The sequence below is a fragment of the Microcoleus sp. LEGE 07076 genome (genome assembly GCF_015207455.1).
In the GTDB taxonomy this organism is placed as follows: Bacteria; Cyanobacteriota; Cyanobacteriia; order Cyanobacteriales; family Microcoleaceae; genus Microcoleus.
Genome location: NZ_JADEWV010000025.1, coordinates 32625 through 47098, shown reverse-complemented (window position 1 = coordinate 47098; position 14474 = coordinate 32625). Strand labels below are relative to the sequence as shown.

Here is a 14474-nt window from a genome sequence, read left to right as displayed (position 1 = left end):
CCCCCCACACTACCCACGCACCCCAAGAAATCAAGTGCAGGGCGATCGTCCCGGACCAAATCGCCGTCAGCAGTGCCGCGGCTTTCCCCCGCCTTCCCCGGTACAGATTTTGAGGAAAAGAGCAAGATACCGGCACAGACACCGCCACCGGGAACTCTGCTTTTGTTTCCGCACCGGACACCCTGTCGCCAATATCTGGTATGGCAAATATTTTGCTTACCTTCGAGTTCGAGGTCAAACTCTTGAGTTCTTCTTGAGCTAAATCAGGGATGTCCAAGTTAAGCTCAGTGCGAGCGTCGTTTTCTGGCCAAGAACTCTCCTGCATAGGTTACTTAATTCAACTACCAATAGTTTTTGATTTTAGAGATAAGTATTTACTGTATCAGTTTCTGAGCTTTTGTCGAAAGCAGACTCTGGCACGCTTGCCGGAGAACCCTCTGCTGGTAAGACTCCGGTAAACTATGACTGCATATAGTATTTGGGATCCCCCCCCAAAAAAACGGATACAAGCACCCAACTCCTGTCGTTGGCTGCCTCAAATTTTAGACCCCAGTTCGATAGATCGATCGATCTGTAGAATAAATCTCAAATCTCAAACTTGTACGCAAGCAAGAGTCGAAGCATCTCCAATCCCCAACCGAAAATCTCAAATCGACCGACTCTTGCTTGCGCTTACCCTGAAAAATCTGCTAATTTTTGCAGAGCAGCTCAACTAATCTGTTAGTAGTAATTCTCAGGATGTGGAAATATGTCTCTTCCTCAACTGAAGCCAGCCGACGACAAAGAAGTGAAAGTATACTTGCCTTTCTGTCAGGAGCCCCGGCGCAAGTTTTTGCCACACGCTATCAGTCTCTACAAGCTCAAAAGCTTGGAAGGGGCTAGAAAAATTGACGGTGGCGAGGACGTGCCGTTTGTCGCTAGTTGGAATATCTCCTCGCTGCCGATCGATTTGACCCGCTGTCGGGTGTTGTTTGACGGCAATGCTGAACTCAGCTACGAAGTAACTATGCAAAGTTCTGAGTTTGTCACTTGCTTAATTGAGGTACTCCTGACCTTTCAGCGGACTCGTACTGTCGATTTTTCTAAAACGTTTTACCGCAAGCTGATGCGGATGGATGAATAACTTTCAACGCAGCCGCACTATCAAAAGTCGGCAATTGACTGGCGCTAAAACTGGCGCACCAATAGTTTAACGCCACGACTGCGACATTACACAATTGGTGCGCCAGTTTTATTTGAGAAGCTGTATTTGTTGTCACAAGCCCAAAAGCCTATTTCTGAGATTGGTACAAGATGTAATGCCAGACACATTTCCCCGACAAAAATCCCATTTTTTCTATGTATTAATAATCTTGAGAGCTGGTGAATCAAAGTATGATTTAGCCTGTAGCAGTAAATTTAAGAATTAGTTGTGCAGAACCGCGGGGGTTTTGCCCCTAAAATTTTCATAGCCAAATTCAGCAGCAGTTTTTTTATTCAATTAAATGCTCGCTCTACATACCAATCTTAAAAAAATAGAAATACATACATTGCACGGGAGCATCATTAGGGAATTAGGTACGGCGCGGTGTCTTTAGCAGAAGCAGCAAATTTGAATAATTCGTATAATTTTGATGGCTGTAAAATAAAGAATGGAAGCATCTCCTGCTTGGGAAAAAATCTGTTTTTTTACAGTGCTGTAAAATCTCCTACACCGTTATAAAAAATTAGCGAACTCAGCCAAACGATAGCGCGGCGTTAAAGCCAAACACAGATACTCCCAAAAAAATCAACTGAATCTTAACTTAGTGCTGTGAAAAAGGTATGATCGACAGGGACTCAGCCAAATACGTGAAACTAAATACCAATTTACCAGCAGGCGATCGATGCAACCAGCCCTCACAAATCAGTTAAACAATGCTTTTACCCTTTTTCTCAGCTTGTTAGTAGAAGCAATACCTTTTCTGCTGCTGGGAGTGCTATTCTCAGGTTTGCTGCTGGGGTTTGTAGACGAACGCAAACTCGTATCCCGCATCCCGCGAAACCCGCTGCTGGGGGCTTTGATGGGGAGTTTGATCGGCTTTTTGTTTCCCGTGTGCGAGTGCGGTAACGTCCCCGTAGCCCGCAGGTTGCTAATGCAGGGAGTACCCGCATCAGCGGCGATCGGCTTTTTGCTCGCCGCCCCCACCATCAACCCCATAGTAATTTGGGCGACTTGGACAGCATTTCGCGATCAGCCAGAAATTGTAGTTTTGCGCGTAGTCTTTTCTCTGTTTACCGCCACAATTATCGGCTGGGTGTTCAGCGCCCAAGCAGACTTGCGGCCTCTGCTACACTCCTCTGTAGCCCGCGCGATTCCCCTCCCAAAACCAGAGTTATCCGAAAAAGACTTCGCCCAATCCAACACTCCGCTGCTTTTACAATCTGGGACATTTATGCTCGGTCAGCCGGGGGGTGCAATGCCGATCGAATCTTTGCTACAAGATGACTGGAAGCCCTTACAAACAGGCAAAACCACAAAAACCTCTAAACCTTCCTCCATGTTTCACCGCGTTTCTAGAGAGCGTCTGCGTTTGCTTTTAGATAGTATGGTACAGGAGTTGCGGGAGTTGGGAGGAGTTTTGGTCATCGGAAGTGCGATCGCCGCCATCATTCAAGTTGGCGCACCCCGCGAACTAATTCTCAACCTCGGCCAAGGTCCAGTTTCCTCAATTCTCGCCATGCTGCTATTAGCCGCAGTCGTATCGATTTGTTCTACAGTAGATGCTTTTTTTGCCCTATCTTTTGCGGCCACATTTACCAGCGGTTCGCTGTTAGCATTTCTCGTTTTTGGCCCGATGATTGACCTCAAAGGCATCGGTTTAATGCTCTCTATTTTTAAAGGTAGAGCCGTAATTTACTTAATTGTTTTGGCGGCTCAATTAACCTTTTTGATGACTCTAGCTGTCAACTTATATCTAGGTTAATCGATCTGCCCGCACGGAAAAGTAACGATATATTTCCAATGACTGTTGACTGTTGCCAATTACCAATTACCACTACCAACTGCCAACTGCCAACCACCAACTGACCAATGACTAATAACTAATAACTCTTGAAAAATGAATCTTAAAAAAATTAGCCCTTGGCTGGATGCCCTAGCCATCCTAGCGTGGGGAATATTGCTCCTAAAATATTGGATTACCGGCAAATTAAGCATTCTGATTCACCCCAATTACTTTGGATTGACTGTAGCCGGAGGAATCGGCTTAATGGTGATTGGCGGGTTGAAAATTTGGGAACTCTTAAAAGTCGATCGCCCCAACAAACAATTGCGGACATCACCAGCAAACAAGCCTCTCAGAATCACAGAAGTTGAACACATTACCTTATTTCCCCCCAGTATCGGCAGCACCTTAATGCTGAGCGTCGCATTAATCGGTTTAGCGGTAACGCCCCGCACATTTACCAGCCAGACAGCATTGGAACGAGGCCTCACCGAATCCCTGCCCATCACCAGACTGCAACCGCAAGAATTTCGCAATACCACAAAACCCGAAAAACGATCGCTCGTCGAATGGGTGCGGCTGTTAAACTTCAATCCAGAGCCAGATACATACAGAAACCAAAAAGTCAAGGTTCAAGGATTTGTCATTCACCCGCCAAATATATCAGAACAATATATGTGGATCGGGCGTTTTATCATTACCTGCTGCGCGGCGGATGCCTACCCGATCGGGTTGCCGGTCAAATTACCGATCGGTCAAAACCGCGCCTCCTTTGCCCCAGACAGTTGGCTAGAAATAGAAGGAGAAACGATCGTAGAAGAACTGCAAGACAAGCGCAAATTAATCATTCAAGCATCCTCCCTCAAACCCATTCCCGAACCAAAAAACCCTTATGATTATTAAACGAGGAGCCAGTTGCAGATTAAATTTTATCATTTTGGTTTTGCAACAAAAGTCCCGTCCGCTATCCCTAGAAAAATAAAGATACGGTAAAGTCAGCTACAAGATTGGCAGCAGCACCCTGTAAAAGTTGCCAATCATAGATTCAGCAACTAGACTCGTAATTAGGCAATAAATGTAGAGTATATGTCATCAGAAAAAAAAATTAGCGCTCAAAGGAGCATTCTGGACGATCGCCAGCTATGGAAGCAGTCAAATTATCCGATTTGGCAGCAACCTAATTTTGACCCGCCTGCTTTTGCCAGAACTATTTGGTCTGGTGGGTTTAGCCTACGTTTTCATCACAGGTGTCAGCTTATTCACAGACATAGGTTTGGGCCCGAGTATTATTCAAAACAAGCGCGGGAACGAGCCAGAATTTCTCAACACCGCTTGGACAATGCAAGTTTTTCGCAGCTTATTTGTTTGGCTGTGTTTAATATTAATCACCTGGCCAGTTGCTAACTTCTACGAAGAACCCCGTCTCCTGTGGTTGCTGCCCTGCATAAGTATAAATACTTTAATAGGAGGGTTCAAATCCACTTCCGTATCCACTCTCGAACGCAAAATGAGCGTCAAGCAAGTAGTGCTTTTTGAGTTGGGCATACAGATATTTTCAACTACAGTGATGATTGTCTGGGCCTTTTTCAATCCCAGCATCTGGGCGATTATTGTCGGCGGTTTTACGGGCGCTTTAACAGAGTCAGTATGGAGCCATTTTTTGATTCGCGGCCAGTCAAACCGCTTCGCTTGGGATAAAGAAGCAGCTAAAGAAATATTTTCTTATGGCAAATGGATATTTTTGTCTACGATGTTATTTTTTCTGTGTTCCCAAGCCGATCGCCTAGTTCTAGGGAAAATCTTTACTTTAACAATGTTGGGCATTTACGGCATCGCTTTTACCCTCGGCGATATGCCGCGCCAAGTGATCATGGCCCTCGGCGGTAGGGTAATTTTTCCCTCTATTTCGATGCTAGCAGATTTGCCTCGCGAGGAATTGCGCGCCAAGATCATTAAAAACCGCAACTTGATTCTGATACCTTTAGCCGTAGGCTTAGCAATTTTTGTGAGCTTTGGAGATCAGCTCATTTTAACACTGTACAGGAAAGAATATATCGCAGCATCTTGGATGATGCCAATCTTGGCTTTAGGTATCTGGCACACTACTCTCCACAATTTAATGGGTTCTTGTTTGTTAGCGGTTGGCAAATCTCAATATTCAGCTATGGGCAACCTGGTAACTTTTTTGAGTATCGCTATTGGCATCCCGATCGGATATCATTTCATGGGTAATTTAGGTGCTGTGATTGCTGTAGCTCTCGGCGATATTCCTACTTATTTAGTCACTAGCTACGGTCTTTGGAAAGAAGGGCTAACTTGTTTTTGGGAAGATATCAAATTGACAGCACTGTTCTTAGGAGTCCTGGTCAGCATACTTTGTGTTAGAATGTATGTCTTGGGTTGGGGGTTGCCAATTGATAAAATATCGATGGATGATTTAAGACCGATAAATCAACTGTTTCAGTAAACAAAAAGGAGATTGTCTGTATGTCAGAGGAATATACAGTAAAAAAAAGCAATACACTTTATCTTTTTCCAAATTGCTTTGTTACAAGAAATATCGCGGTCGGTTGTTAGATATATGAAAATGATGCTTTTTTATCAAAAAAAGCCCCTCATAAATTTATTCAAAGAAAACGAACAGCCCAAAAAAGAACTCCCTAAAGTCTTTGTTGCTGTCGCACACATTACATCAGTTGAAGAATCTAACAATCCAGAAAAAGGGGCAGCAAAGCTGTCGGGGCGACAAGTCGCCTATAACGCTGATAGAATAAGGCTCATAGCTCTTATGCCTTGTTGATAATTAGGCAGTTTATGTGGAGATAAAGACATTAATTCAACAACAACCTGCCAATCACTAAACATCGAATCGACCCATGATTCACCCCAAAGCCCAATATAAAAAGTGCTATGGCGTGCATATTTTCTGTGACTTTCTGTTTTTCTACTTAAATATTCTTGAACTTGCTTTGACTTAATTTCCATCCCTTGGATTATACTCTTCAAATATGCTAGTGATCACAAAATCAATAATTTACTCAATCGCTCACCCGTGAGATTAGTCCTTTCTAGGTTATATCCTCCACCCTTAAAGTCTCTGAACATCTCTTCAATTCCAAATTTTTTTGCATAGGCATCAACTGCTGCTTGTATATCTGCCAAGCTAGTCAGAATATACCAAGGTTCCTTTGTAGTAAAATTTCGATATTTACCCAGCCATTTACCTGCCAGATTAAACCCCGTAATTGGTGCTGTTTTTCGGATCGTTACTTCTTGATTGAAAAAGCTATTTCCTGGCTCTAATCCTAGGATTTTTAGTTCAGTCCATAATTCTTCTTCTGTCTTGATACAAACATTCTTTTTTAGTCGTAAACAGAAATCTACTTTCTTCTCCCTCAGCCAATTTGCGAGGGTAACACTACAAAATTCACGATCTCCTAAAACGAGCAATTTATAATCTGATAAAGCATCGAATACTGGCGTTAATACAAATTGTTGATTTTCCAATGTACTGTTTTCTTGTTTGTCAAGCATTTTCCAATAAATAGGAATAGCTCTTTTTCGCCAAATCATGCTGACCATTAAAATATTATTTAATTCCCATTTGGTTCGGTCTATTGCTAAATATATAACCTTATTCTGTTTGACACCTTTAATCCAACTAATAACCAGTGACAACCAAATATTATCTAAAGTCCATTCATCCTCCGATAAAAATCTCTGAATCTTTTTTCTTCTACTTTCAAATTTAATGGGCATTGGTAGTTTTGTCGCTATGCTTTCCAATGTGACTTCTTTAATCGATTGCACTACTTGAATCAATAAAATTGTCAATATGTAATTAGAACGTGTCAGCTTTTCTGACAAATGGGCATGATATAATTCTGGTATCATTTAATTGTTTTTGGGTAAGAAGCTTTCTTACCCGATCTTTTTTGAGGCGATTTGTCTAGAGTTATCTCCCTGTATGCTTTTCAGGCGACCTGTCACCCCGTCAGGCAGCAAAGATAGAGAGACTCAGGCATACAATAGATGGACTGCTGACAAGTTTTGCTCATTGCGATCTGAGTATAGCGATCCAAACTCTACCGAACAGGCACGTTACAGCTTATTTGCCTGAATATCAAACTAAGTGCATTCAGGTACAAGAATATCCTGAATGCGACCCAATGTTTGTAGAGTTTAGGCTTCAGGAAGAGTTTGTGGAAAAACTAGAAGAATTTGACTGGTTTTTATTTATAGAAGATGACATTATTTTGTCGGACGCTTTCACTATAGAAAAGCTAGAAAAATTTAACCGACAAAGCGGGTATGAAAATGCAATTCTTTACCCAAATCGTTATGAAATGTATCAAGGAACCAAGAGATATATTGATTTGACAATAACGCAACCACTGTTGATAAACAAGCTATCTAGTGTAGAGATAGAAGGTGTAAAATTTGCTGAGTTTAACAATCCTCATTCAGCATTTTACTGTTTGTCAAGCAAGCAGATGAAACACTGGATAAAATCAGGTCGCTTGTTCAAAAATCAAATAGTGGAGGTCGGGCCTTTAGAGAGTGCAGCAACTTTTTGTCTTTTGGAATGTTTCTCCATATATAAGCCTCACCCGTCAAATTTAAACTATTTTGAGGTCAGGCATTACGATAGCAAATATTCTAAGTTATATCCCGAACCGGAATCGCCGTATACACTGTCAGCGGTTAATCATAGTTCCAATATAGCAACGGTCGAAAATTTGTGAAATAATGGCTCAGGGCTAAGTAGCCGTCAGAATTATTAGTAGTCCTGGACGCGGTGGCGATCGCTCGATTTCGGATTGGTTCGTAGTGCGGACTTGCATACGCTCAAACTGCGTATGCAAGTCCGCACTACAAACTGTTTTTGTTATGGCAATCGACCGGAGTTGATCTGAAACTCCGATCGCCAAATTGGGTTTTTGAACTGGGGTGCGCGCAGAACTGTAAAATTTAAGAGGGAAAATTGGGCAGTTATTTTCAGCAGAAATAGGAGAGAAAGATTTGTGAAGATTTTTAACAAAAAAATTAATCCTTCACCTTTGGGTATTCTGTCATTCAAACAGCCGATCGACCGCACGGCCATCTTCCTGATGCTAATCCTGAGCGTCTTAATCGGACTGCTGCTGCTGAGCGGCGATCGCACGGCACCCAGAGTGCGAGAATTTAGCTGGGAAAACAAACAAATCGGAGCCCGAGATACCGGCTTTCTCCTCACCTTCTTTCGGCCGATGAACCACTCCAGCGTCGAGGAAAACTTAACGCTAGAACCCCCCCTCCCCGGTAAATTTAGTTGGGCCGGAAGGCGCATGGCTTACACTCTCAAAGATCCAGCACCCTACGGCGTTACCTACACATTAAAACTCGCCAAAGCAACGGACAAGTATTTCGGAGCGGACAACAAATATCAAGGTACGCCGATGCAGCCGTTTAGCAGTTCCTTTCGCACTCGCGATCGAGCTTTTGCTTATATCGGCGTCCAAGGCGAAACAGAAAGCAGATTAATGCTAGTCAACCTCAGCAGCGGCGACTCAAAACCGATACCCCTAACTCCCAAAGATTTGGTTGTCACCGATTTTAAACCGTATCCCGAAAGCGATCGCATTTTATTCTCCGCCACAGATCGATCGATCGCCCGTACTCGTGGCACCCTAAATCAAGAACTGTTCACAGTCACCACCGGTCTCAACCCCCAATCCCCCGGAGAAGATTCCCAACAAAAACAGCCAGCAGGTAGAATCGACAAACTACTAGATTCCAAAGATTACCAAAACCTAAAATTTGACCTTTCAGCCGACGGAAAAATCATCCTGATTCAGCGCGTCAACCGCAGCAATCCCAGCGATTTCAGCCCTTGGATTCTGGAAGAAAAATTACCGCCCCGCCCATTGGAAAATCAACAAGGCGGAGATTTTATGATTCGGCCCGACAGCAAATCGGTGGTAATGTCTCAAAAACAAGGATTAGCCATCGTCCCGCTCAAACCAGAGACAGATCCAGTAGAATTTTTGCCAAAATACGAACAAGTATTGGCTATGGCGCGCGACAATTCCGCTGCCGCATATGTTAAATACAACAGCGACTTTACTCGATCGCTTTTCATCTTAGACAACCAAGGTGCAGAACAAGAAATATTGCGGATTCCCGGCAGCATTATCGCCGTTTATTTCGACCCGCGCAAAGACAAAGACAATCAATTCCAGCGTCTCTACTGTTTGTTAGCCCAGCGCCTCCAAACAGAAAGCTACAAAGAACAGCCTTTTATCGCTGCCATCGACCTCAAAAAAGATGGCATCCGTTTGACAGGAACCATCAAACCGCTGCTGATTTTGCCCAACCAATTAGATACCCAAATCAGTTTATCTCCCGACGGTCTGGCATTAATTTTTGACCAATCAGTTACATCAGCAAAACCCTCAGCAGCAGACAGTCCCCGCAACTCCGGCGGACAGTCGATCGCCACGGGCCGCCTCTGGGTGCTACCCTTATTAGAAATATCTGCAGACGGTTCTCCGGCAAAAGTACAGCCCGAAGAACTGCCCTTGGCCGGCTATCATCCCCGCTGGCTGCCGTAAATCGATTTTATATTTGATGGCGATCTCAGGTGGAGAGAGTCTGAGACTGGCAGAGGATTTGACTATTTTTGGTTGGTCAAAAAATACAATATTTCTTTGCACAGCAGCCGATCGCCAAAAAATGCTTTTTACCAAGCCCCAGATGCTCCCTAACACAGCGAGATTCATGCCGATTGCTATGAAAAATTTGTTTACACAATCACACTTATTTCAACATTTATTGTAACCAATCTTAACCACCAAATAGAGGATAAGCTTTCTAACAGAAGAATAATCAAAGTGTGCTCGTTTGCTTTTATGTCAAGCACCCTGAGCTTCATTTCTGCAATTAAGCTTAAGCCTTAAAATAATTAGTAGTAGCCTCAAATCAGGTGCAGGTATCGAACTCGCTATTCTGGGGGCCGATCCCGGCTCTGATAGCGAACTGATATAAAATTAATAAGATACAGAAATCCGCAGGTACATTGGGTATCAAAAATATTACTGCTATAGATAGCAGACTCTCAGGTTTGTTATGCCAACCACCAACCCCAGTCTCAAGAATTTTATCACCCCAGTGCCACTGTGCCGATTAACGGCGACACTAGAATCGCTGCAGTCAATTTTCATTGAAGGAAATTGCGATCGAGTCGCAGTAGTCAACGAACAACTAAAGCCCCTAGGATTAGTTTACCTCCGCAGCATTTGGGCCCGCGCGGACTCACACACAAACGACGGAAAGCAACTGTTGTCAGAAAGCTCGATCGCGATCGAACCCATCAGAATAGTATCGGCAGCTTGGAGTCTCAGTGAATTCTGGCAGTACCTGCAAAAAGAAGAACTCAAAAGCCCAGCCGACAGCCAAACCATCGCCGGTTTCTCCAAAAGCCCGATCGGCCTCACAGATGCCAGCGGTCAAATTTTAGGACTGCTAGACAGCATGAGCCTGCTGCAATTTGTCGCCGCACTCAACAGCAGCCGTCAGGCGGAACCAACAGCAGTCAAAGAAATCGAATTAATATCCGTATCTGCTGTCATCGCCACCAACCTCGGCGCTCGATCGCGCTTTTTGGAAGCAGGATTGAAACCCTCGGAAAACCTCAACTCCTTAGTCCAACTCCTAGAAAAACTGCCCTTACCGCTGAGATTGCAAACCCCCAACGGACAAATAGTCAGTCAAAACGCAGCGTGGCGGATTTTGCTGGGATCGGGGCCAGAACCAATTGTAGAACCAGCAGCAAATTTGGGCAAACACTCGCCCCCCAAACCAAGCCATTCCACAGCCGAATACACGAGTCAGTCGATAGAGGCAGTCACCCCTGAGTGCAGGAGTTTAGTAGGAGCAGGGTTCGCGGGCGATCGGCGGGATGATGCAGCAGCCACCAGTTGCCCGCTACCCCTGTACGCCGCCGCCTCCCCATCAACCTTAACCGCTCCAGCTTGGTGCGCGATCGCAGGCAAACCAGACACCTACATTTGTGAATGCCCCGTCCAAAAAGGTCAAGAACGGACGTGGCAATTTGTCAAACAGCCGCTCTGGGACGAGCTAATTTTAGTCATGGGACAAGATGTCACCGAAGAACATTTAGTCGCCAAAGAACTAGCAGCAAAAAACGCAGACTTAATCCACCTCAACCGACTAAAAGACGAATTTTTATCCTGCATCAGCCACGAACTAAAAACCCCCCTCACCGCCGTCCTCGGCTTGTCCAGCCTGCTCAAAGATAAATTGATCGGAGAACTCAGCGACCGCCAAACACGCTACGCCAAATTAATCCATCAAAGCGGGCGGCATTTGATGACAATAGTTAACGACATTTTAGACTTGACCCGCATGGAAACCGGGCAGCTAGAACTAATTCCCGAATCTGTGGAAATAGCAGCAACCTGCAAAAGAGCCTTTGAACAAGCAAAACAACTGCAACAGCAAGAAGAAAAATCCCCTGCCGCGCCTAACAAAACAAACGGCGAAGCAAACGCAGAACCGTCAGAAAAAATACAATTTACACTCGAAATAGAACCGGGAGTTAGCTATTTGATTGCCGACGAACTGCGGCTGCGACAAATGCTCGTCAATCTCCTTGCCAACGCCCTAAAATTCACCGAAGCAGGCGGCAAAATCGGATTGAAAGTAAATCTTTGGGAAGGTTGGCTTGCCTTCACAGTTTGGGACACCGGCATCGGCATCCCCGCCGACAAACAGCACCTAATCTTTCAGAAATTCCAACAGCTAGAAAGCCCCCTCACCAGACGCTTTCAAGGAACAGGACTCGGACTGGTACTGACTCAAAGGCTCGCGAGGCTCCACGGCGGAGACGTTTCGTTTATTTCCTCATACAACCAAGGTTCTGAATTTACCCTGCTGCTGCCGCCAAATCCTCCGGGAAACTGCGGGGAAGAATCCGCACCGCGTGCAGCAGCGGAGGCAGAATTATTCAAACCAAAATATCAGACAGCAAATTCTCGCTCTCGTTTAGTATTAATAGTGGAAGCAGTTCCCAAATATATCGAAGATTTAACCAAACTTCTATCGGGTTTGGGCTACCAAGTAATAGTCGCCCGATCGGGCACAGAAGCGCTGGAAAAAGCCCGCAGGTTCAGTCCCGAAGCGATATTCCTCAACCCGCTGCTGCCTCTGCTGTCCGGTTGGGACGTGCTGACGCTGCTCAAGAGCGATCCGGATACCCGATCGATTCCAGCGATTGTCACAGCCACCAGAGGTGAAAAGGAACGGGCTTGTGTCAACCGCGCCGAAGGCTTTTTGAGCTTGCCGGTGGAAGAACCCGCTTTGCGTAGGTTGCTGGCAGATTCGATCGGCCGCAGTCATGCCAGTACCAGCAAGGTGAGAAGTTCTTTAACCGTGTTGTGGCTGTCCCCGCAAAACAGTTCGTCTCAAGGTTCCGCTTTACTGCTAAACCCCAACTACTGCCGGGTTTTAGAAGCAGACGACCTCGGCCAAGCAGAACTCGTCGCCCGAATTTGGCGGCCTTCGGCGATCGTCTTGGACAGTACCAGTCAACTACAAAACCCCTTAGCTTTTATCGAACAGTTGAGTCGGTCGCCCAATTTGGGTGCTCTCCCCTTGGTGACTTTAGACCCCGCAACTACCCAACTGGCTAATCAAGTCAAAGGATTGTCGGTATTTCCCTGTTTGGCAATCGGCAGTCCCGAAACATCAGGGTTGGGCGGGTCGGCGCTGTGGCAAGTGATTCAAGTAGCTGCGGGCATGAGTTGGAAGCCCAGCATTTTATTGGCTGACATTTCGACTTTACCGGACTTGCACTGCACCACTCGGGGGAATCCGACGGGAGAATTGGCAAATGGCGGTCGATCGACTTTTGCCGAAATTCCCATCCCCAATTCCCAGTTTTGTGCTCCCAACTTTCAAGCTTTTATTCAATACATCCAAACCGCAGGATTCCGAGGGTCGATCGCACCCTGCTGGACAGAAGTTTTGCAGCAGTTGCAGTATCAAAGCGTTGATTTAGTTTTGCTGTGCTTGCGAGATGCCCCCCCAGAATCCACTGCTATGTTGCAAGCCCTCTCCAACCTGCGACAAATGACTGGAAAACTGCCAATTTTAGTCTGGGATTATCGATATGTTGTAAATTCCGAATCCGAGGCGATCGACTTTTTGCTGCAAGAAGTATCTGCTAAAATTTTGCCTTCTTCCTTATCTGCAGCACAATTGTTAGATCGAATTCAACAGGCTTTATTAAATCACTCAAATTGCTAGAAACAAAATTTATTCAGGTTTTTAGTAAGGATTTCAGTTTTTTCTGAAGTATCAAACAGAACTTGTTAACTCAATACAAACCTAAAAATAAATATATTTTTAGGTTTGTATTGAGGAGTTCAGTCCTCTAGAAAGCAGTAAATCAAAATTATTATTCCTGAGTGCAAAACAGAATCTGGGAACAATTGAACAGAAAACCGCAAAACGTTGCAAGTCGGGAAGCAATATCAAAACTCAAAAATATGAGTTATTATAGGCGATCGAGAAACCCTTATATTTTTTTCAGGGGCTGTACAGTGCCTAATCGCATTTCTTTAATATCTCTGGCCCTGGCACTTGGCTTGTGGGCAATGCCCGAGCCAGTGGCCTCTCAGGCACTCCTGCCTTACACCCTGCAAATCGATTCTGCCCAACTCGAACAGACAGCCTTGAGCCTTGCAGAAGAAGCCGTCCAGCTAGCCAGACTTCAGCAGTACCAACTCGCTGTCCCCAGAGCCGAACTCGCCACACAGTTAGCCCCCAAGAATTCTCAAACTTGGACTTTGTTAGGCAGCTTGTACCTTCAAGTTGAACAGTTGGACAAAGGGATTGAAGCTTTGGGGCGAGCTCAATCTCTGGCGCCAGAAAATGCCTCAATTAAATTTGTCTTGGGAGAAGCTTACTTTCGGCAAAAAAAGTACGAGAAAGCAGCCGAATACTTGCAAGCAGGATTGAAAATAAAACCAGACACTCCCGGCGCATTATTTGATTTGGGTAACGCTTTTTACAAGCTCCAGCGGTTTGATAATGCGATCGCCCAGTACGAAAAAGCCTTTGCTTTAGAAAAAAACCTGTGGCCAGCGATCAACAATATCGGATTAGTCAAATACGAAACCGGAGATGTCGATGGCGCAATCAAACGCTGGCAAGAGGCAGTCGCGATCGACAACAAAGCAGCAGAACCAATGCTAGCTCTAGCAGTAGCACTCTACAGCAAAGGCGACCGAGAAAAAGGTTTAGCAATGGGAGAAGCAGCTCTAAAATTAGACAAACGCTATGCCACTGTAGATTTTCTCAAAGAAAACCTCTGGGGCGATCGCTTGATTGCAGCCACCCAAAACTTCCTAGCCACTCCCGAAATCAAAGCAGCACTCACCAAAATTCAAGACGCTCCACCCCCTCCCCAGACATCGCCCTAATTATCATCAGCCCAATTTAACT

Annotated in this window: 10 protein-coding genes and 1 pseudogene; 9 read left to right on the top strand and 2 right to left on the bottom strand. The window is 45.0% G+C overall.

All coding sequences use genetic code 11. The features are described 5' to 3' along the window. Positions 1-325: pseudogene (locus tag IQ270_RS06535) on the bottom strand (glycosyltransferase family 2 protein); the annotation flags it as partial. Positions 326-748: 423 nt separating this feature from the next. Between IQ270_RS06535 and ebsA the strand changes: the two are divergent. The 5 genes from ebsA (at position 749) to IQ270_RS06510 (ending at position 5766) form a co-directional block, all read left to right on the top strand. Beyond that, the gene (gene ebsA, locus IQ270_RS06530; RefSeq protein ID WP_193972432.1) at positions 749-1123 is read left to right on the top strand and encodes a type IV pilus biogenesis protein EbsA; all 375 of its coding nucleotides are present in this window, start codon (positions 749-751) and stop codon (positions 1121-1123) included. Between the two features lie 742 nt (positions 1124-1865). Continuing rightward, complete coding sequence (locus IQ270_RS06525; RefSeq protein WP_193972431.1) at positions 1866-2945, top strand: permease; 1080 nt, start codon at positions 1866-1868, stop codon at positions 2943-2945. A gap of 135 nt (positions 2946-3080) precedes the next feature. Beyond that, positions 3081-3869, top strand: a complete 789-nt coding sequence (locus IQ270_RS06520) for a TIGR03943 family protein (protein ID WP_193972430.1) — start codon at positions 3081-3083, stop codon at positions 3867-3869. 181 nt (positions 3870-4050) lie between these two features. Next, positions 4051-5433, top strand: coding sequence for an oligosaccharide flippase family protein (locus tag IQ270_RS06515; protein WP_193972435.1), 1383 nt, complete (start codon positions 4051-4053; stop codon positions 5431-5433). A 114-nt stretch (positions 5434-5547) separates the two neighbouring features. Next, positions 5548-5766 carry a hypothetical protein gene (locus tag IQ270_RS06510; RefSeq protein WP_193972436.1) on the top strand — a complete coding sequence of 73 codons (219 nt, stop codon included), beginning with the start codon at positions 5548-5550 and terminating at the stop codon, positions 5764-5766. Between the two features lie 218 nt (positions 5767-5984). Here IQ270_RS06510 and IQ270_RS06505 read toward each other — a convergent pair whose 3' ends face one another. After that, positions 5985-6860, bottom strand: coding sequence for an IS4 family transposase (locus IQ270_RS06505; protein WP_228056124.1), 876 nt, complete (start codon positions 6858-6860; stop codon positions 5985-5987). A gap of 308 nt (positions 6861-7168) precedes the next feature. On the opposite strand from IQ270_RS06505, the gene IQ270_RS06500 reads away from it, so the two are divergent. The 4 genes from IQ270_RS06500 (at position 7169) to IQ270_RS06485 (ending at position 14452) form a co-directional block, all read left to right on the top strand. Further along, the gene (locus tag IQ270_RS06500; protein WP_228056123.1) at positions 7169-7711 is read left to right on the top strand and encodes a hypothetical protein; all 543 of its coding nucleotides are present in this window, start codon (positions 7169-7171) and stop codon (positions 7709-7711) included. A 279-nt stretch (positions 7712-7990) separates the two neighbouring features. After that, a complete protein-coding gene (locus IQ270_RS06495; RefSeq protein ID WP_193972428.1) occupies positions 7991-9559 on the top strand; it encodes a hypothetical protein in 1569 nt (522 codons plus the stop codon). Between the two features lie 514 nt (positions 9560-10073). Continuing rightward, complete coding sequence (locus IQ270_RS06490; RefSeq protein WP_193972427.1) at positions 10074-13274, top strand: ATP-binding protein; 3201 nt, start codon at positions 10074-10076, stop codon at positions 13272-13274. A gap of 296 nt (positions 13275-13570) precedes the next feature. Continuing rightward, complete coding sequence (locus IQ270_RS06485) at positions 13571-14452, top strand: tetratricopeptide repeat protein (protein WP_339384357.1); 882 nt, start codon at positions 13571-13573, stop codon at positions 14450-14452. Positions 14453-14474: the final 22 nt, after the last annotated feature.

Coding starts and splice junctions, on each gene's coding strand:
- IQ270_RS06520 (WP_193972430.1), top strand. CDS start 3,081: ATGAATCTTAAAAAAATTAGCCCTTGGCTGGATGCCCTAGCCATCCTA.
- IQ270_RS06490 (WP_193972427.1), top strand. CDS start 10,074: ATGCCAACCACCAACCCCAGTCTCAAGAATTTTATCACCCCAGTGCCA.
- IQ270_RS06525 (WP_193972431.1), top strand. CDS start 1,866: ATGCAACCAGCCCTCACAAATCAGTTAAACAATGCTTTTACCCTTTTT.
- ebsA (WP_193972432.1), top strand. CDS start 749: ATGTCTCTTCCTCAACTGAAGCCAGCCGACGACAAAGAAGTGAAAGTA.
- IQ270_RS06510 (WP_193972436.1), top strand. CDS start 5,548: ATGAAAATGATGCTTTTTTATCAAAAAAAGCCCCTCATAAATTTATTC.
- IQ270_RS06505 (WP_228056124.1), bottom strand. CDS start 6,860: ATGATACCAGAATTATATCATGCCCATTTGTCAGAAAAGCTGACACGT.